This window comes from Alcanivorax sp. S6407, from assembly GCF_023016115.1.
Classification (GTDB): Bacteria; Pseudomonadota; Gammaproteobacteria; order Pseudomonadales; family Alcanivoracaceae; genus Alcanivorax.
The window spans coordinates 196,393-213,468 of sequence record NZ_JALKBH010000001.1 but is presented as its reverse complement, the minus strand read 5'-3'; the positions used below and the strand labels follow the sequence as shown (position 1 = coordinate 213,468).

The window sequence follows — 17,076 nt, the reverse complement described above, 5'->3', positions numbered from 1 at the left end:
GCTCTCCCTGGCTCAGTGGCCACCCATCAGTTTTTCGACTTCGGCAGGCTTGTCATGCACGCCGAATTTGTCCACCAGTGTGGCGCTGGCTTCATTCAAGCCAATGATATCCACCTCGGTGCCTTCACGACGGAACTTGATCACTACCTTGTCCAGCGCGCCGATGGCGGTGATATCCCAGAAATGGGCGCGGTGCACATCAATGCTGACCTTATCAATGGCTTCCTTGAAATCAAAGGAAGAGACGAACTGCTCGGCGGAGGTAAAGAACACCTGGCCCACCACTTCATAGACCCGGTGACCATCCTGTTCACTCTCGGTGGCTTTCACATAGAAGATCCGGCCCACCTTGTTGGCATAGAACAAGGCGCTGAGGATCACACCGATGCCCACACCGATCGCCAGGTTATGGGTCGCCACCGTGGCGGTGACGGTGGCCAGCATCACCACAGTACTGCTGGCCGGATGTTTGGCCATATTGGTAATGGATTCCCAGCTGAAAGTCCCGATGGACACCATGATCATGACGGCTACCAGTGCCGCCATGGGAATCTGCGACACCCACTTGCCCAGGAACACCACCAGTACCAGCAGGAAACAGCCGGCAAACAGGGTAGAAAGGCGCTTGCGACCGCCGGATTTCACGTTGATCACCGACTGGCCAATCATGGCACAGCCCGCCATGCCACCAAAGAAGCCGGAGAAGATGTTGGCAAGGCCCTGCCCCTTGCACTCACGGTTCTTGTCGCTCTCGGTATCGGTCATGTCATCGACAATGGTGGCGGTCATCATGGATTCCAGCAGACCCACCACTGCCAGAGCCAGGGAGTACGGCAGGATAATCTGCAGGGTTTCCATATTCAGCGGGATATCCGGCAACAGGAATACCGGCAGGCTGTCAGGCAGTTCGCCCTTGTCCCCGACAGTGGGCACATCAAGCCCCAGGAACATGGCCACGCCGGTGATCACAATGATGCAGATCAGCGGCGACGGTACCGCCGTCGTCAGCAGCGGGAGCAGATAGATGATCGCCAGTCCGGCGGCCACCATGGCGTAAACGTGCCAGGTCACGCCGTACAGTTCCGGCAACTGGGCCATGAAAATCAGTATCGCCAGGGCATTCACGAAACCGGTCACCACCGACCGGGACACGAAACGCATCAGCCCGCCGAGCTTGAGAAAGCCCGCGATGATCTGGAAACAGCCGGTCAGCACCGTGGCGGCCAGCAGATACTGCAAGCCGTGATCCTTCACCAGCGTCACCATGACCAGCGCCATGGCACCGGTAGCGGCGGAAATCATGCCCGGTCGACCACCCGCAAAAGCGGATACCGCAGCAATACAGAAAGAGGCGTACAGCCCGACTTTCGGATCTACCCCGGCGATGATGGAGAACGCAATCGCTTCAGGAATCAGTGCCAACGCCACCACGGTGCCGGCCAGCAGATCACCACGAAGATTGCTGAACCATTCCTGCTGAATAGTACGAAGCATGGTCAAACCCTGTAATACTGGTGATGTCGGCCCTTGGCGGGCCGGGAAAGGGCGCGGAGTCTAGCAGATTCGCCCCCTCTGAGACAGGCAAGTGGTCGGAGGGGCTACGCCCCGCGGGCACAACATGCGACAATGCGGCCCCGTTTTCAGCCCGTCAAAGCCCCATGTCAGCCAGCCAGACCGTCTCTGCCCCGCCCCTCGACCGACGCCTCAGCGTCGCGCCGATGATGGACTGGACCACCCGGGATTACCGCTTTCTGGCACGCCTGATCACCCGCCATACCCTGCTCTACACCGAAATGGTGGTGGCCCAGGCCATTGTTCATGGCGATAGGGACCGATTTCTCTCTTTCAATGATGAAGAACACCCGGTGGCCCTGCAGCTGGGCGGCAGCGATCCACAGCAACTGGCAGAAGCGGCCCGCATCAGCGAGCAGTATGGTTATGACGAGATCAATCTGAACGTGGGTTGCCCGTCTGACCGGGTTCAGCAGGGCAAGATCGGCGCCATTCTCATGGCAGAACCCGAGCTGGTGGGGAGCTGTGTGGAAGCCATGCAGGCAGCGGTATCAGTGCCTGTCACCGTGAAGACCCGTATCGGCATTGATGACCAGGACGACTACGATTTTCTGCTCCGCTTTGTCGAGCGCATGGAACAGGCCGGCTGCACCAGCCTGACCATTCATGCCCGCAAGGCCATCCTGTCCGGTCTGTCGCCCAAGGAAAACCGGGAAATCCCGCCGCTGATCTACCAGCGTGCCTATGCCATCAAGCAGGCTTTCCCGCACCTGGAAATCATCCTCAACGGCGGCGTAAAGACCCTTCAGGAAGTTCACGACCACATGGGCGAAGTGGACGGCGTAATGATCGGTCGCGAGGCCTATCAGAACCCCTATTTCCTCGCCGATGCCGACCGGGTGGTGTTCGGCGATGACCGCCCTGTCCCCAACCGCAGAGCGATCGCCGAGCAGTTCCTGCCTTACGTGGAACACCGCTACGCCCTGGGCCATGCCCCGAAACATGCCCTTCGCCACATTCTTAACCTGTTCCAGGGTGAACCCGGCGCCCGCAAGTTCCGCCGCCATCTCAGCGAGAACATGCACAAGCCAGACACGACACCACAAGTGCTGATGGACGCTCTGGCGCAACTGCCTTAGCCTGTAGGCATCGACTACCGCGCTGTACAGATCGTCATGCGCGGGAATCAGTTGAAAGTTTAAAGTTCAAAGTTGAAACGCGAGGCCAAGGCCTGGCTGGATATCGGCGCTCCACCTCCGCGCTGCCCGGCCCCTGAAGCGCAGCACCGTCGGTTCAAATCTTGCATTGATCTATACCGCGCTTTTCAACTTTGAACTTTAAACTTTGAACTCAGCGCCTTTCGTGGCACTACGAGTCAGCATTCTGTCATGCCGAGCCAGTAACGTGCGCTCCATGACAACACAAGGAACGGAAACCGTGAACAAACGCGAACAGCTTGCCCAATGGACATCCCTTGTCGCCGATACTGGCGATCTCGACATGATCGCCGCGTTGGCCCCGGAAGATGCCACCACCAACCCCTCCCTGCTGCTGGCCGCGGCGCGGGATGAACGTTACCGGGAGCTGCTGGACAAGGCCGTGGAGTTGAGCGCAGCACTGGGGCACGCCGGTGAATTGGACTGGCTCACCGATACCAGTGCCTGCCTGGCTGGCCAGGCCATTCTGGAGCGGGTACCCGGGCTGGTTTCTACCGAAGTCGATGCGCGGCTGTCTTTTGATACCCGCGCCACGGTGGAAAAGGCACGCCGACTGATCAGCATCTACCGCGAGCTGGAAGTCGACCCGTCACGTATCCTGATCAAGATTGCCGCCACCTGGGAAGGCATCCGTGCCGCCCAGATTCTGGAAGAAGAAGGCACCCGCTGTAATGTCACCCTGGTATTCAACCAGGCCCAGGCACTGGCAGCGGCAGAAGCCGGGGCTACGCTGATCTCCCCGTTTGTCGGCCGCATTTACGACTGGCACCGCAAGAATGGCATGGAGATCAACCATCCGGATGACGACCCGGGGGTACTCTCCGTGCGCGACATCTTTAACACCTTCAAGGCTCGCGGGCTCGACACCATCGTCATGGGCGCCAGCTTCCGCAACGCCGACCAGATCGAAGCCCTGGCTGGCTGTGACAAGCTCACCATCAGCCCAGCCCTGCTGGAGGAACTTGCCGGCCGGGATGGCAGTCTTACCCGAATACTGGATCCGGAACTGGTCACCCCGGATGATAACTGGCAACCGGTAACTGAGGCCCTGTTCCGCTGGGAAATGAATGACGACCCCATGGCCTGCGATCTTTTGGCAGACGGCATTCGCCGCTTTGCACAGGATCAGTTGGCCCTGGAATCACTGTTGAAATAAGGATCTGATTTGCGCTGGCTGACAAAACTGTTCGGAACTGACAACCACACCCCCGAAACCTCGCAGCACGATCTGCATCGCGCCGCTGCAGCACTGCTGCTGGAAGTGGCGCGCACGGACGGAGAAGTGGACAAGGAGGAATCCCGACATCTGATCGACACCGTACAGAACCGCTGGCACCTGGACCCGGCTGAGATGCAGGATATCCTCGGCGAGCTGGAAAGCCGGGTCCACCGGGCCACCGACCTGTTCGAGTTCACCGCCCCATTACGCGAACACTGGGACCCGGAAACCCGCGTCAAACTGATCGAAGACATGTGGACCATGGCCGCCGCCGACGGCCACGCCGACCACCACGAAGAACACCTGATCCGCCGCGTCAGCGACCTGCTTTATGTCTCGCATGGGGACTATATAAGGGCAAAGATGAAAGCAGTTAACAGTGAACAGTGAATAGTTAACAGTGCGCTGTTAGCGCATTCAGGCTTTTAAACGTATGAGGCCGCGTCCAAGAGTTGGGCGCGGCCTCATTGCTTACAAATCAAGAAAAGCGCTGCTCGCGCAGCTGTTCACTATTCACTGTTAACTGTTAACTGCCTCACCAGTCCTCATACTCCTGCTCCAACTCACTGTCCCGCGACTCGATATCCGGGAAGCGCAGGGACGGCATGTCGCCGGTTTCGAAGCGGCGGCGTTGCAGGTAGGCGTTGCGCAGGAAGGTGTAGCGGTCGCCGACGATGTTTCGCTCGAGATCCAGCAGGTCTGCCCGCAGATCCACAATATAGGTTGCAGTGAAGCTGTGCCGGGTCAGGTCATGCTCTATATAGTGACGCAGACGCATGTAGTCCTCGGGCAGAATCGCCGCGGCGTCACGCCCTGTGGAAGGCCCCCAGAACGGCAACACCATGTACGGGCCTTCCGGAATACCCCAGCGGGCGAAGGTGAGTCCCAGGTCGGTATTGTGCTTGCGCAGGTTCACCTTTGTGGCCACATCAAACAGGCCGCCAATGCCAAGGGTGCTGTTGACTGCGAAACGCCCCCAGTTCTGCCCCACATGATTCCAGCGCCATTGCAGGATACTGTTCAGGCCGCTGCGGAAATCACGCAGGTTCTCATAGAAGCGGGTGACGGTGTCATCCATCCATTGCGGGGTAACCTTGCGATAGCCCTGCGCCACGGGCTTGAGACCGTACTTGTCCAATGTTTCGTTGAAGGCAAAGACCTTGCGGTTGATCCCTTCCCAGGGATCCGCGTACTGGTCTTCTCCGGCTGGAGCATCAAAGGCCGTGGTCGCCTCACCCCAGTCGTCCTCTTCTTCCGCAAGGATCGGCAGCGGCAAGCTCAGCAGCAATGTCAGAAACAGGTAGCGCACAAACACCCCGGTGACCGGAGGCCTACCCTCCGGCGTAGATTTGAACGACGCATTATAGCCATGCCGCCCGCGTCGGGAACAGGGCAGCCGCCACCGGGTTACGCAACTGCGACAGGTTATACACATTCCCCGAAACACACTTCCGGCTTAACAACTTTTCAGCGTTGTCCCGATAAGAATATCCCGCTCGCGCAGTTGCTGCAGAATGCCACGGGAAAATTCGGCCAGCTTTTCTTCGTCAAACTGCATTTCACCGGCCAGCAGGCTCACAACCTCTGCACCAGTCAGCAACGGATTATTGTCAATCAGTTGCAGCAACCTTGCCGTGGGCGCATTGATCTCCATAAAGCGCACCTGGTCTTCACGGTTACGATAGACCAGCAGCCAGACCGGCTGCGGCAACGGGGCATCAGGCTGGAAATCCGCACAGATCTCATGCACGGGATAGTGATAGGACAGTACCGTATGCAACGGGCTGAGTTGCGGGATGGCACGCAGCAAGTCGCCTTCAGGATGGAAACCCGCTTCCGGAAAGCACTCGGTGGAGGCATCCAGCACCAATTCCATCCACTCATAATGAGCAAGCTCCAGCAGGAAAGGTGGATCCCCCTCTTCCGTGCCCTGCCCCGTGGCCAGATAACTGACAAACTCCTGGGGAATTTCCAGAAAATAGGGGCTCTGGCAGGCATGATGCTCGAAGAATCCCCGTACCAATCGCTGCCAGCGCTCGGCGTCCAACAGCGAAAAAAGAACCGGAAAACCCTGCTCGATAAAGCCGTTTACGTTGTTGAAAAACAGATTGCGATAAATTTCCAGCCGCCGCTCTTCAATACCCTCAGGGGCAGAATGGGTAGCGGGGTTTCGCAGATGACCGGCAAAAGCACGTTGCAGGCGCTGGAAGTCGGCGTCACTCATCCCAGTTGGCGCTCCCGGGACGTCTGCAGTTGCTGGTAACGGCCAATCTCTCTGAGCTCTGCAAAGAGTTCATCTTCACCCGGAAAGTTGAAGTCCCGTTCCAGCAAGGTAGGCAAAACGCCAAACTCACTGTAGGCATGCTGCAACAACTCCCAGACAGGATCGATAACCGCCGCACCATGGGTGTCAACTTTCAGATCCTCCGCTTCATCGAAGTGCCCGGCGATGTGCACATAGCAAATGCGCTCACCCGGCAGGCCGCTGATGAATGCCTTGGGGTCATAACCGTGATTGATACTGTTTACGTAGGCGTTGTTCACATCCAGCAACAGCTCGCAATCGGCCTCTTCCAGCACCGCATTGACGAACTGGAGTTCGGACATTTCAGATCCCGGCGCGGCATAGTAGCTCACATGCTCAATGCCAATGGGCTGCTCAAGAAAGTCCTGCACCTGGCGCACCCGGTCTGCCACGTAGTGCACCGCCTCTTCCGTGAAAGGAATCGGCATCAGGTCATAGAGATGGCCATGATCACTACAGTAACTGAGGTGCTCAGTGTATCGACGAATATCGTGCTCACGGAGAAAGGTCTTGATGGACGCCAGCAGCTCGAAGTCCAGAGGTTCCGGACCGCCAAGAGACAGGCTCAATCCATGGGTCACAAAAGGAAATCGCTCAGTGAACTTCCTGAATTCCTTGCCCAGGCGTCCGCCCATGGGAATCCAGTTTTCCGGAGCCACTTCCATGAAATCAAAGGGGGGTGATTTGGCGTGGGAAAGCGGACCCATGAGGGCCCGCCGCAGACCCAGGCCCACACCGGACACTGGTGTCTTGTGATTCATGACAAGCTGGCCTTATGCGCTACCACACTTGCCTTCGCCACATTTTCCTTCACCGCCTTTGTCTTCACCACACTTGCCCTCGCCGCCTTTCTCGCCGCAGCTACCTTCGCCTTTCTTGTCACCACATTTACCTTCGCCACACTTGCCTTCAGCGTGGTCGCCAGCCAGCTGGTAGCCGGCTTTCAGGTCAGAAACAGCAAACGGGTTTTCAGCAGCAGTAACCGGTGCAGCCATGGCAGTGGCAACAACGGCAGCACCTACGGTAGCAGCCAGGGGGTTGAGTTTGGTCAGCTTAGCCATGTTGAGTCTCCATACGTCATTATTTGGGTGTCCAGACCACCGGCCACGCAGGCAACGGCGGCACAGGCTACCGCGTTTTTACGAAGTACCTGTCATAGACAATATAGAGATGCAGCTGTGAGGTAAACGTTACGAGAAGGGGGGAGAAAAAAATGGTGCCTGACGTCGGATGTGACGATACCTGTGGGGTACAGGCCGTCAAGCATCCGGTGTCAGGCGTCCAGCGTTGTTACTTGACGCGGTTAACGATCACGCTGCCAATGGAATAACCGGCCCCGAAGGAGCAAATCACCCCGTTACTGCCGGCAGGCAGGTCACTGTTGTGCTTGTGGAAGGCAATGATGGAACCGGCAGAGCTGGTGTTGGCGTAGTCGTCCAGAATCACCGGGGCCTCTTCACGGGTGGCCGGGCGGCCCAGCACGCGCTTGGAAATCAGCTCGTTCATGCTCAGATTGGCCTGGTGCAGCCACATGCGGCTGAGATCTCCTACCGCAATCTCGGTGTCGGCCAGATGGGAGCCGATCTGCTCGGCCACCATGGGGCAGACTTCCTTGAATACCTTGCGCCCTTCCTGACGGAACAGCTTGTCACGGGCACCCACACCGCTCTCGTCACAGCGGTTCAGGAAACCGAAGTTGTTGCGGATGTTGTTGGAGAATTTGGTCTGCAGACGGGTACCCAGCACTTCCCACTGGTTGTCTGAGGTTGCGTCTTCCTTGCGCTCCAGAATCACGGCGGTGGCCACATCACCGAAGATGAAATGGCAATCACGATCCTGCCAGGCCAGATGCGCAGAGCAGATTTCCGGATTCACCATCAGCACCCGGCGGGCGCTACCGTTGCGGATGGCATCCACACCGGCCTGAATACCGAAGGTGGCGCTGGAACAGGCCACGTTCATGTCATAACCCCAGCCATGCTCCATACCCAGTGCGGCCTGCACTTCCACGGCCATGGCCGGGTAAGCGCGCTGCATGTTGGAACAGGCTACCAGTACCGCGTCCAGATCGTTGGCGGTCAGATTGGCATTTCCCAATGCCTGTTTGGCAGCGTTGACGGCAATCTCGGCCTGAATGGACAGTTCGTCATCACCGCGCTCCGGGATGGAAGGCGCCAGGCGGGCCGGATCCAGCACACCGGATTTGTTGATCACATAGCGCTGCTTGATGCCGGAAGCCTTCTCGATAAAGGCAGAGTTGGATGCCTCCAGGGCAGTCACTTCTCCGGCAGCGATGGCCTCGGCGTTGTCGGCATTGAATTGCTCGACATACTGGTTAAAGGCAGCCACCAGCTCATCATTGGTAATGGTCTGCTCCGGGGTCCACAGCCCGGTGCCGGAAATCACGACAGAATAGCTCACAAGCGAGTCCTCGCACTCGAAATGGCAGGCAATGCCTGCCCATAAAAAGGTCAATGGAGCGATTATCCGGATTCAGGGCCGTGGGCGCAAAGGGCGTATCCGCCTTTTCCCTTCCCAATCAGGTCAACAACACTCCCATTGTTTGTTTAGCCGCTTGGCGGAAACCGGCACCCTGGTACCCAATTGCTGGGCAAACAGGCTCACCCGGTACTCCTGCAGCATCCAGAAGAAGGTCTGCAGTGCCTCTGGCTGCTGCCACAGCGGCAGCCCTGCTGCCCGTGTCGCATACTGTTTGTCGTAGGCTTCCAGCTCGGCGGTGAGGGTGCGGTCCTTGCCGATCTGTCCGCCCAGCTTGTCCAGCCGGTTGTCGATGGCTGACAGATAGCGGGGATACTCCTGCAACCACACCCAGGGCATCTGCAGCAGGAAATCTTCACAAAAAAGAACAGAAAACTGCTGCTTGAGGTCCCGATGGGCATGGGCCCAAGCCAGCGGGAAGTTCTTTTCCAGCTTGCCCATCAGCTGGCGGTAGTGGTTGAACCAGTCCGCCACCTGTTTCAGTTCCGCGCTGGCCCAGGGCACAAAATCACCCCGATGGGCGTCCAGCCGCGCCTTGAAAGACTCTGCATCCCGAACCGGTTCAGCCAACTGAAAGTGCTCGGCCAGCAGCCGCAACAGGGTGTAGTCCAGGGCATGCCGGGCCATGGCGCCCTTTTCACTCTTCAGCTTCTGGAAACCGGCCATCTGCGAGGCCTGTTTGCGCAGGTCCCGCAGCTGTACCGACAGCTTGAAGGCCAGCAACCGCGCCGTACCCCAGCGGTGCAGCCAGGCCGCTTCCCCGGCTTCATCCTTGTAGACCAGAGTGACCCGGTCACCATTATCCTGCAGGGCCGGATAGCGCCGCAGGCGCATGCCACCGATATCCTGCTCATCGGTTTCCGGCAGGGAGCCAAACACCCATTCCTGCCCCTCAAGTATCTCCGCTGGCGCTTCAGGCTCCGGCATCTCTGCCTGCACGCCGGCCAGCCGTTCTTTCACCTCAGCCAGGCTGCGCGCCTGGGCAAGCACCTTCGGTTTGCCATCCAGCCGGTCCACCACACGGATATTCATGCGCAGGTGATCCGGCAGTTCACCGTCCAGCCATTCCTCTCGCTCGATCCGCACGCCGGTCATGCGCTGCAGCTCCCGGGTCATGGCTGGCAGCAAGGGCTCATCCGCAGAGAGGGTATCGAGCAAGGCCGCCACGTAGTCCGGTACCGGCACGAAGTGGCGGCGGCGAGCCTTGGGCAAGGCGCGGATCAGCGCTTCCAGTTTTTCCTTGAGCAGCCCCGGTACCAGCCAGTCCAGACGCGGCTCCGGCACCTGGTTCAACACTGCCAGAGGCACCAGTAATGACACCCCGTCCCGATCCCCGGTGGGATCAAAGCTGTATTCCAGCGGCAGGGTCAGATCCCCCAGCCGCAGGCTGTCCGGAAACTGGCCGCCGGCCAGCTCCGGGCTGCGGGAAAGCAGAAAGTCCTTGTCCATGAACAGAGACTTCTGCTGTTCCTTGCCGGCTTTCTTGCTGTACCAGCTCATCAGCCCGGCCACCGTGTTCAGGTGCTCTGGCAGTCGCTCATCGTAAAACGCAAACCGGACTTCTTCGTCCACCAGAATGTCACGACGGCGCAGCTTGTGTTCCATGGCCTCCAGCGACTGATAAAGCTCGCGGTTGGCCTTCACGAATGGTGGCTCACGGTTCAGCTGGCCCATCACCAGCCCTTCGCGAATCATCAACTCACGGGACTCCTGAGGATTGATCGGCCCGTAATTGACTCGCCGCCCACTGGCGAGAATCAGGCCGAACAGGTTCACCTGCTCTCTGGCCATGGCGCAGCCGCGCTTCTTCGACCAGTGCGGTTCAAAGTATTGCCGCTTGATCAGATGCCCCGCTGCGGCCTCTACCCATTCCGGCTCGATTTTCGCCACGGTACGGGCAAACAGCCGACTGGTTTCCACCTGCTCAGCGGCCATCAGCCAGCGAGCCTTGGTTTTCGAGAGGCTCGACCCAGGCCACACCAGAGGCTTGCGATTACGGGTTGAGAGCCACTCGCCCTCTTCCGTGCGCTGCATGACATTGGTCACCAGACCGGTCAGCAGGCATTGATGCAATGCCGTGAACTGCCCTTCGGCCACCCCCTCTTCATTGACCGCAGGCTTGTTAATGCTCCAGCCCTGCTCCCTGGCCAGTAACAACAGCTGACGATGGGTATCCCGCCACTCCCGCATCCGGGTGGGCGACAGAAAGGTTTTCTTGAGCAGCTTTTCATACTGGTTACGGCTAAGTGCCTCGCGCTGCTGTTCCGCCCACTGCCACAATTTCACAAAGAACAGAAAGTCGGATTGCTTGTCCGTAAACGGCTGGTGGGCCTGATCCGCTTGCTGCTGCTTGTCATGGGGACGCTCACGGGGATCCTGGGCCGCCAGGGCAGACACCACGATCAGGGTTTCATGAAGGACATCGCGATCCGCTGCCGCCACCAGCATCCGCCCCAGCGTGGGGTCCAGCGGAAAACGCGCGAGCTGGCGCCCCATGGCCGTCAGCGTCTGCTTCTCGGTGAGCGCCCCCAGTTCATCCAGCAATCGGTAACCATCCCGGATCAACCTGCCATCGGGCGGCTCGATAAAGGGAAAGTCTTCCACCTTGCCGAGACGCAGATCCGCCATCTGCAGAATCACCGCGGCCAGATTGGTGCGCTGAATCTCGGGATCGGTGAATTCGGGGCGGGCAATGAAATCCTCTTCGTCGTACAGGCGATAGCAGATCCCCGGCATGATCCGCCCACTGCGCCCGGCTCGCTGGTTGGCACTAGCCTGACTGACCGGCTCCACGGGCAATCGCTGCACCTTGGAATGCACACTGTAGCGACTGATGCGCGCAGTCCCCGCGTCAATCACGTAGCGGATGCCCGGCACCGTCAGCGAGGTTTCCGCCACATTGGTACTCAATACCACCCGGCGGCCTCGATGGGGAGAAAAGATACGATGCTGCTCCGCCTGACTCAGTCGCGCGTAAAGAGGAAGAATTTCCGTGTCTCTCAGATCACAATGCTTGAGATGATGATGGACATCGCGAATGTCGCGTTCGCCGGCTAGAAATACCAGAACATCCCGTGCCGGTGGCAGCCCCTGCTGCCTTTCCTCACGCTGGATATCCTGCAGTACTTCTTCGATCTGCCGAGACAATTCCTGCCCTTCAACAGGCGGCCGATAACGCATTTCCACCGGATAGGTGCGCCCGGACACTTCCAGTACCGGAGCACCATTGAAATGCTCGGCAAAACGCTCATGGTCGATGGTGGCCGAGGTGATGATCACCTTCAGGTCCGGCCGACGTGGCAACAACTGCTTCAGGTAACCCAGCAGGAAGTCGATATTGAGGCTGCGTTCATGGGCCTCATCGATGATCAGGGTGTCGTACTGATTGAGGAAGCGATCCTGCTGGATTTCATTGAGCAACATGCCATCGGTAAGCACCTTGACCAAAGAGGTGTCGCTCACCTGTTCAGCGAAACGCACCTTGAAGCCGACGGTGCTGCCCAGTGGGCTGTTCAGCTCTTCAGCCACCCTGCTGGCCACCGCACGGGCAGCCAGTCGCCGCGGCTGGGTGTGCCCAATCGTCCCTTCAACGCCACGGCCCAGCTCCAGACAGATCTTGGGCAACTGGGTGGTCTTGCCGGAACCGGTCTCACCGGCAATCACCACCACCTGATGGTCGCGAATCGCCGCCTTGATCGCATCCCGGCTGGCCACCACCGGCAGGTCCGGCCACTCCAGCGTCGGCATGGATGCAATCCGCTGCTCACGATTGGCGATGGAGGCGGCCATGGCAGTAACCACCTTGTTCACCGCCCCCTGGCTACGCTTTTCCTCAGGCAACCGCGCCAGACCGTCGACGCGTTTCTTCAAACGGAAACGGTCGGCGTGGCGAACGTTTTTCAACTGGTTGTACAACGACTTCAGAGGCATAAGTGAACAGTGAATAGTTAACAGTTAACAGCGCGCGAGCACACCAGGTTGAAGAAAACGCAAGGCAGTGCCCGCGAATTTAGCTTTTGATTTTTCTTTTCACTATTCACTGTTAACTGTTCACTTTTCACTGGCATGCAGCCACGCCTTCCCTTTCTCCGTCAGCCCGCCCTTGGCGATAGTCAGGTAGGCGGTGCTGGGTTCGCTGGGGGCGACTTTTACCTTGAAGGTCATCAGTTCGTCGCGGCGGAAGGCATGCAGTTCCACGGTCTCACCGGGCAGGAAATTGGCCAGCAGGTTGTCCAGGTTGGCAGTGGTCGCCTGCAGCCCATCCACGGCAATAATGATATCGCCAGCAGACAGGCCTGCGGCCATGGCCGGGCCCTGTTCAAATGCCACCGCGATCTTGGCGCCCAGGGGATCGGCCACGACACGTACACCGAGATTGGGAATACCGTCCTTGCCGGGTTTGCCACCGTTGTCACCATGACCGGCAGCACTGCGCCAGTTCAGCTCCACACCGCGTTCAGCCAGTAGTTCTGCCAGGGGCAAATCCTCAGTGCTGTACAACGCCTGATTGAAGAAGTCTGAAAGATCACACCCGGCGATTTCTTCCGCAATAGGCTGGATGCCCTGCTCCGGCACCCCTTCCCCTGTTTCACCGTAACGGGCCCAAAGCACGCGCATCAGATCATCCAGGGACTTTTTCTCGCCGGTGAGATTGCGCAAGGTCAGATCCAGCGCCAGTGCCACCAGGGAACCCTTGGTGTAGTAGCTGACAATGGCATTGGGGGCATTCTCGTCCTGCTGGTAGAAACGGGTCCAGGCATCGAAGCTGGATTCCGTGACGGTCTGTTTGTGGCGGCCCTGGCCACGGTAAACCCGGGTCAGAACCTGGCCCAGCAGCTCCAGATAGCTTTGCGGATTGATCAATCCGGTGCGCGTCAGGGACAGGTCATCGTAGTAGCTGGTGATGCCCTCGAAAGCCCACAACAATTCGGTGTGAACTTCCTGGCTGAGATCAAACGGTGTAAAGGCCGCCGGCTTGATGCGCTTCACGTTCCAGGTATGGAAATATTCATGGCTACACAGACCCAGGTAAGTCCGATAACCATCACGCACTTTTTGCGGATCATCGGTGCGTTTGGGCAGATCATCCCGGGCGCACATCAGGCTGGTGGAATTACGATGTTCCAGCCCGCCGTAACCATTGCCGGTGACCAGGGTCATGAACACGTAGCGATCCATGGGCGCCGGCTCGCCGAACATACGGATGTGGTGTTCGCAAATGGGTTTCAGGTCCCGGCACAGGCGCGCCATATCGGTGTGATGACGACCGGCCAGCACCACCCAGTGAGGTACCCCGCAGGCTTCGAACTGGGCGTAGTCGAACGGCCCCATTTCTACCGGGTGATCAATCAGCGCGTCATAATTGTCGGCACGAAAACGCCCGAATGCCAGATCAGAGCCAGACAGCCGTGTCAGGCCCGTTGCTACCCGCCAGTTCTCATAGGCGCGGCCTTCCGGTGCTTCGATTTCCACCTCACAGGGCAGGTCTTCGTGACCCATGGGAGCGAGAAATACACAGGTGCCGTTGAAATAGCCATGGGTGGTATCCAGATGCGCCCCACGCACGGAAAGGTCCCACGCATACACTTGATACTGGATATGCACTGGCCCGTCACAGGGCGGCAGCTGCCAGGTCTGCTTGTCGATCTTGGCTACCGGCAGGGTTTGCCCCTGACAGTCCGCTTCGATGTGCACCAGATGACGGGCAAAATCCCGAATCATATAGCTGCCAGGAATCCAGGCCGGCATGGAAAACGCCTGCCCCTCCGGAGTCGGATTCGCCACGGTCAGACTGACTTCGAACAGGTGTGCTTCGGGGCGTAAGGGGCGAATCCGGTATTCAATCATGGGGGCTCCAGACAGCATGTGAAAAATAACTAAACCAAAAGCGGGGGCCAGAGCCCCCGCAGCAACATCGCAAACCAGGAATCAGATCATGTCATCCTTGGCCATGCGCCCCACCACTGCGTCGGCGACACCCGCCGTGCCGGCTTCGATGTCCGCCGGGTTCACCGTGGTGGACTTGGCCGACCATAGTAGCGTCTCGGGTTGCAGCCGGTACAGGTTGGATTCCAGGAAGTACTTCTTGTCGTTACTGAAATAGCCGGGCTCATAAACGGCATTCTGCCGCACGTAATAGGTCTGGCCCATGGCCCCTTGCACGGCGATGTCCGGGGCATAATTCATGCCCCCCTGGGTGTAGTGCATCTCTTCCTTCACATCCACCAGGGTGATAACCAATGCAGATTCGTAACCACGGCTGGCGATATCCGCAGCCATCTCACTGCGCGCCTTGCCCTCACCATAATTTTCTCCGAGCACCGGAAGCGACGGAGAAGCCTCGATCTTGCGTTCCTGCAATGCACTCACCACACGACTCTCCAGTGCCGTGCGAATGGTCTTGTCATCGACCAGCGCGATGACCATCACCTTGTTGACATGATCTCCGGCCTCATGGCCCTTGACCCGTGCAGAGCTGGTAACATCCGTATTCTGATTGCTGGTGCAGGCGCCAAGTACAATCAGTGCAGCCAGGGTCGTCAGGATTACCTTTATTCTTGCTATCATTGTCCATCCTCTTGAACACAGCTTGCTTCGGCAGCCGCAGGACGCGTCGCCGCCGGGAGACCATTATGACCGAAGAACGCCTCCATCTCACCACCGATGACCAGCACCGCATCGGCATCCACTACTGGGCCGCGGCCGAAACAGACTGCCGCGGCGTGCTGGTATGGCTGCACGGCATGGCGGAGCATGGTGGCCGCTACGGTGCGCTGGCCGAGCATCTCAACGCGCAGGGCTGGCACCTCTACTGCCCGGATCATCGGGGCCATGGTCTGAGCATCAATGAACAAACCCCCAAGGGACACTTTGCCGACAGTGATGGCTGGGCCCGCGTCATCGGCGATGCCAGTGCCGTGATCGACTGGGTTCAGGAGCGCCATCCTCAAGTGCCCTGCGTACTGGGCGGCCACAGCATGGGTTCCTTTATCGCCCTTGGCACCTCACAACAGCATGGTGAGCGTCTTGCCGGCCTTATCCTGTGTGGCAGTGATTATCATCCGGGTACCTACTACCGACTGATGCAACTCCCGGTCGGCATGGTGCGAATGAAAAACGGCAAGCGCGGCACCAGTGGGCTGCTACGCAAGATGACCTTCGGCACCTGGGCCAAACAGGTACCGGACCCGGCCACCGACTTTGACTGGCTCAGCGCTGACCCGGACCAGGTGCAACAGTATATCGACGATGACCTGTGCGGCTTTGATTGCACCACAGAAACCTGGTTTCAGCTGATTCAGGGCCTCCGCCAGGTTCATAGTGTGGCGCAGCTATCCGATCTTCCTGAAACATTGCCCGTGTTACTGGTAGGCGGCGAAGCGGACCCCATGAGCAGCATGGGCAAAGGCATGATGGCACTGGAAAACGTGCTCCATGCCATGGAGCAACCGGTGGAAGCGCACTTCTGGCCGGCGGGGCGTCATGAAATTCTCAATGACCTTTGCCGGGACGAAGTACAGGGTGTCATTTCGCAGTGGCTGGAAAAGCGGCTAGCCTGAGTGAACAGCCTGACCAGACACCCTTACCGGGTGTCTGATCTTGTGCTCCACTACCGGTCGAGCCGTGAGCCGTACTATTTGAAGAGGTTGTCGCGGATTTCCTTCAAGCTCTCCCTGGTGCTTTCCCAGGTCTTCTCCGCGTTAGCCTTCACTTCTTCCCAATGGGCATTGCCTTCATTTCGCAGACTTTCCATTTGGGATTTCAGTTCAACCTGACGCTCCTTGAGCTCCAGTTTACGGCGTTCCCATTCATGGCGAACCCGCTGCCCAGCCTGCTCGGCCTTGATCTGATACTGGTCGAAGTCATTATCCAGCTCATCCAGCATGGCCTTGAGACGCTCAATCAACTGTTTGCGATCCATCACATCCTCCTTGTTTGATTCAGTCACCATAACACTGTGGGCAAAAAACCGGATTTCCACCACCGAAATGTAAAAGCTGAATGACACGGATCAAATCCAACCCCCGAAACAAGCTTTGCCAGAGAGGTCATGAGGGAAAAACAGAAAACCTCACATCCCACACCCACTGTGGGAGCGTGCTTGCACGCGAATAATTCCAACCCTTCGTCTGCAAGCAGACTCCCACAACAAACCCAAACCACGAAAGCTTGCCTGCCACAGAGGTCACAGAGTTCACTGAGTAAAAACAGTTTTGCTCAGTGAACTCTGTGACCTCTGTGGTTAAAACGGTTTTGATTTCGACTTTTAACGTCAGGCGTCAGGCGTCGGGCATCCAGCGTCTGGCGTCTTGCTGCCGCAGAGC

Annotated in this window: 14 protein-coding genes; 4 read left to right on the top strand and 10 right to left on the bottom strand. The window is 58.5% G+C overall.

Annotated elements, in window-relative coordinates; all coding sequences use genetic code 11:
- Positions 1-12 precede the first annotated feature (12 nt).
- Positions 13-1,494, bottom strand: a complete 1,482-nt coding sequence (locus tag MWU49_RS00930; RefSeq protein WP_246967002.1) for a SulP family inorganic anion transporter — start codon at positions 1,492-1,494, stop codon at positions 13-15.
- A 164-nt stretch (positions 1,495-1,658) separates the two neighbouring features.
- On the opposite strand from MWU49_RS00930, the gene dusA reads away from it, so the two are divergent.
- From dusA to MWU49_RS00915, 3 genes are all read left to right on the top strand, one after another.
- Positions 1,659-2,651: a tRNA dihydrouridine(20/20a) synthase DusA gene (gene dusA, locus MWU49_RS00925; protein ID WP_246967001.1), complete on the top strand. Its 993-nt coding sequence runs from the start codon at positions 1,659-1,661 to the stop codon at positions 2,649-2,651.
- Between the two features lie 274 nt (positions 2,652-2,925).
- Positions 2,926-3,885 (top strand): transaldolase, encoded by a 960-nt coding sequence (locus MWU49_RS00920; RefSeq protein ID WP_246967000.1) that lies wholly within the window; start codon positions 2,926-2,928, stop codon positions 3,883-3,885.
- Between the two features lie 9 nt (positions 3,886-3,894).
- On the top strand, positions 3,895-4,338 hold the full coding sequence (locus tag MWU49_RS00915; protein ID WP_246966998.1) for a TerB family tellurite resistance protein: 444 nt from the start codon (positions 3,895-3,897) through the stop codon (positions 4,336-4,338).
- A gap of 145 nt (positions 4,339-4,483) precedes the next feature.
- Here the strand turns inward: MWU49_RS00915 and MWU49_RS00910 are convergent, their stop codons facing one another.
- The 8 genes from MWU49_RS00910 to MWU49_RS00875 all read right to left on the bottom strand — a co-directional run bounded on the left by MWU49_RS00910 (position 4,484) and on the right by MWU49_RS00875 (position 15,319).
- Positions 4,484-5,257: a VacJ family lipoprotein gene (locus MWU49_RS00910; protein ID WP_246966996.1), complete on the bottom strand. Its 774-nt coding sequence runs from the start codon at positions 5,255-5,257 to the stop codon at positions 4,484-4,486.
- A gap of 147 nt (positions 5,258-5,404) precedes the next feature.
- The gene (locus MWU49_RS00905) at positions 5,405-6,172 is read right to left on the bottom strand and encodes a putative DNA-binding domain-containing protein (protein WP_246966993.1); all 768 of its coding nucleotides are present in this window, start codon (positions 6,170-6,172) and stop codon (positions 5,405-5,407) included.
- A complete protein-coding gene (locus MWU49_RS00900; RefSeq protein WP_246966991.1) occupies positions 6,169-7,014 on the bottom strand; it encodes a DUF692 domain-containing protein in 846 nt (281 codons plus the stop codon). Before MWU49_RS00900 ends, MWU49_RS00905 begins: the two co-directional genes overlap by 4 nt.
- 12 nt (positions 7,015-7,026) lie before the next feature.
- Entirely contained in the window at positions 7,027-7,314 is a 288-nt protein-coding gene (locus tag MWU49_RS00895) for a hypothetical protein (protein ID WP_246966989.1), read from the bottom strand.
- A 229-nt stretch (positions 7,315-7,543) separates the two neighbouring features.
- Positions 7,544-8,674: a beta-ketoacyl-ACP synthase III gene (locus tag MWU49_RS00890; protein WP_246966987.1), complete on the bottom strand. Its 1,131-nt coding sequence runs from the start codon at positions 8,672-8,674 to the stop codon at positions 7,544-7,546.
- 123 nt (positions 8,675-8,797) lie between these two features.
- Positions 8,798-12,682 carry an ATP-dependent RNA helicase HrpA gene (gene hrpA / locus MWU49_RS00885; RefSeq protein WP_246966985.1) on the bottom strand — a complete coding sequence of 1,295 codons (3,885 nt, stop codon included), beginning with the start codon at positions 12,680-12,682 and terminating at the stop codon, positions 8,798-8,800.
- A gap of 120 nt (positions 12,683-12,802) precedes the next feature.
- Positions 12,803-14,599, bottom strand: a complete 1,797-nt coding sequence (locus MWU49_RS00880; protein WP_246966983.1) for a PDZ domain-containing protein — start codon at positions 14,597-14,599, stop codon at positions 12,803-12,805.
- 81 nt (positions 14,600-14,680) lie between these two features.
- Positions 14,681-15,319, bottom strand: coding sequence for a hypothetical protein (locus tag MWU49_RS00875; protein WP_246966981.1), 639 nt, complete (start codon positions 15,317-15,319; stop codon positions 14,681-14,683).
- Between the two features lie 65 nt (positions 15,320-15,384).
- Between MWU49_RS00875 and MWU49_RS00870 the strand changes: the two genes are divergently transcribed.
- A complete protein-coding gene (locus MWU49_RS00870) occupies positions 15,385-16,311 on the top strand; it encodes an alpha/beta fold hydrolase (protein WP_246966979.1) in 927 nt (308 codons plus the stop codon).
- Positions 16,312-16,385: 74 nt separating this feature from the next.
- On the opposite strand, the gene MWU49_RS00865 is transcribed toward MWU49_RS00870, so the two are convergent.
- A complete protein-coding gene (locus MWU49_RS00865) occupies positions 16,386-16,673 on the bottom strand; it encodes a hypothetical protein (protein ID WP_246966977.1) in 288 nt (95 codons plus the stop codon).
- Positions 16,674-17,076: the final 403 nt, after the last annotated feature.

Coding starts and splice junctions, on each gene's coding strand:
- MWU49_RS00930 (WP_246967002.1), bottom strand. CDS start 1,494: ATGCTTCGTACTATTCAGCAGGAATGGTTCAGCAATCTTCGTGGTGAT.
- dusA (WP_246967001.1), top strand. CDS start 1,659: ATGTCAGCCAGCCAGACCGTCTCTGCCCCGCCCCTCGACCGACGCCTC.
- MWU49_RS00920 (WP_246967000.1), top strand. CDS start 2,926: ATGACAACACAAGGAACGGAAACCGTGAACAAACGCGAACAGCTTGCC.
- MWU49_RS00905 (WP_246966993.1), bottom strand. CDS start 6,172: ATGAGTGACGCCGACTTCCAGCGCCTGCAACGTGCTTTTGCCGGTCAT.
- MWU49_RS00900 (WP_246966991.1), bottom strand. CDS start 7,014: ATGAATCACAAGACACCAGTGTCCGGTGTGGGCCTGGGTCTGCGGCGG.
- MWU49_RS00895 (WP_246966989.1), bottom strand. CDS start 7,314: ATGGCTAAGCTGACCAAACTCAACCCCCTGGCTGCTACCGTAGGTGCT.
- hrpA (WP_246966985.1), bottom strand. CDS start 12,682: ATGCCTCTGAAGTCGTTGTACAACCAGTTGAAAAACGTTCGCCACGCC.
- MWU49_RS00880 (WP_246966983.1), bottom strand. CDS start 14,599: ATGATTGAATACCGGATTCGCCCCTTACGCCCCGAAGCACACCTGTTC.
- MWU49_RS00875 (WP_246966981.1), bottom strand. CDS start 15,319: ATGATAGCAAGAATAAAGGTAATCCTGACGACCCTGGCTGCACTGATT.
- MWU49_RS00870 (WP_246966979.1), top strand. CDS start 15,385: ATGACCGAAGAACGCCTCCATCTCACCACCGATGACCAGCACCGCATC.
- MWU49_RS00865 (WP_246966977.1), bottom strand. CDS start 16,673: ATGGATCGCAAACAGTTGATTGAGCGTCTCAAGGCCATGCTGGATGAG.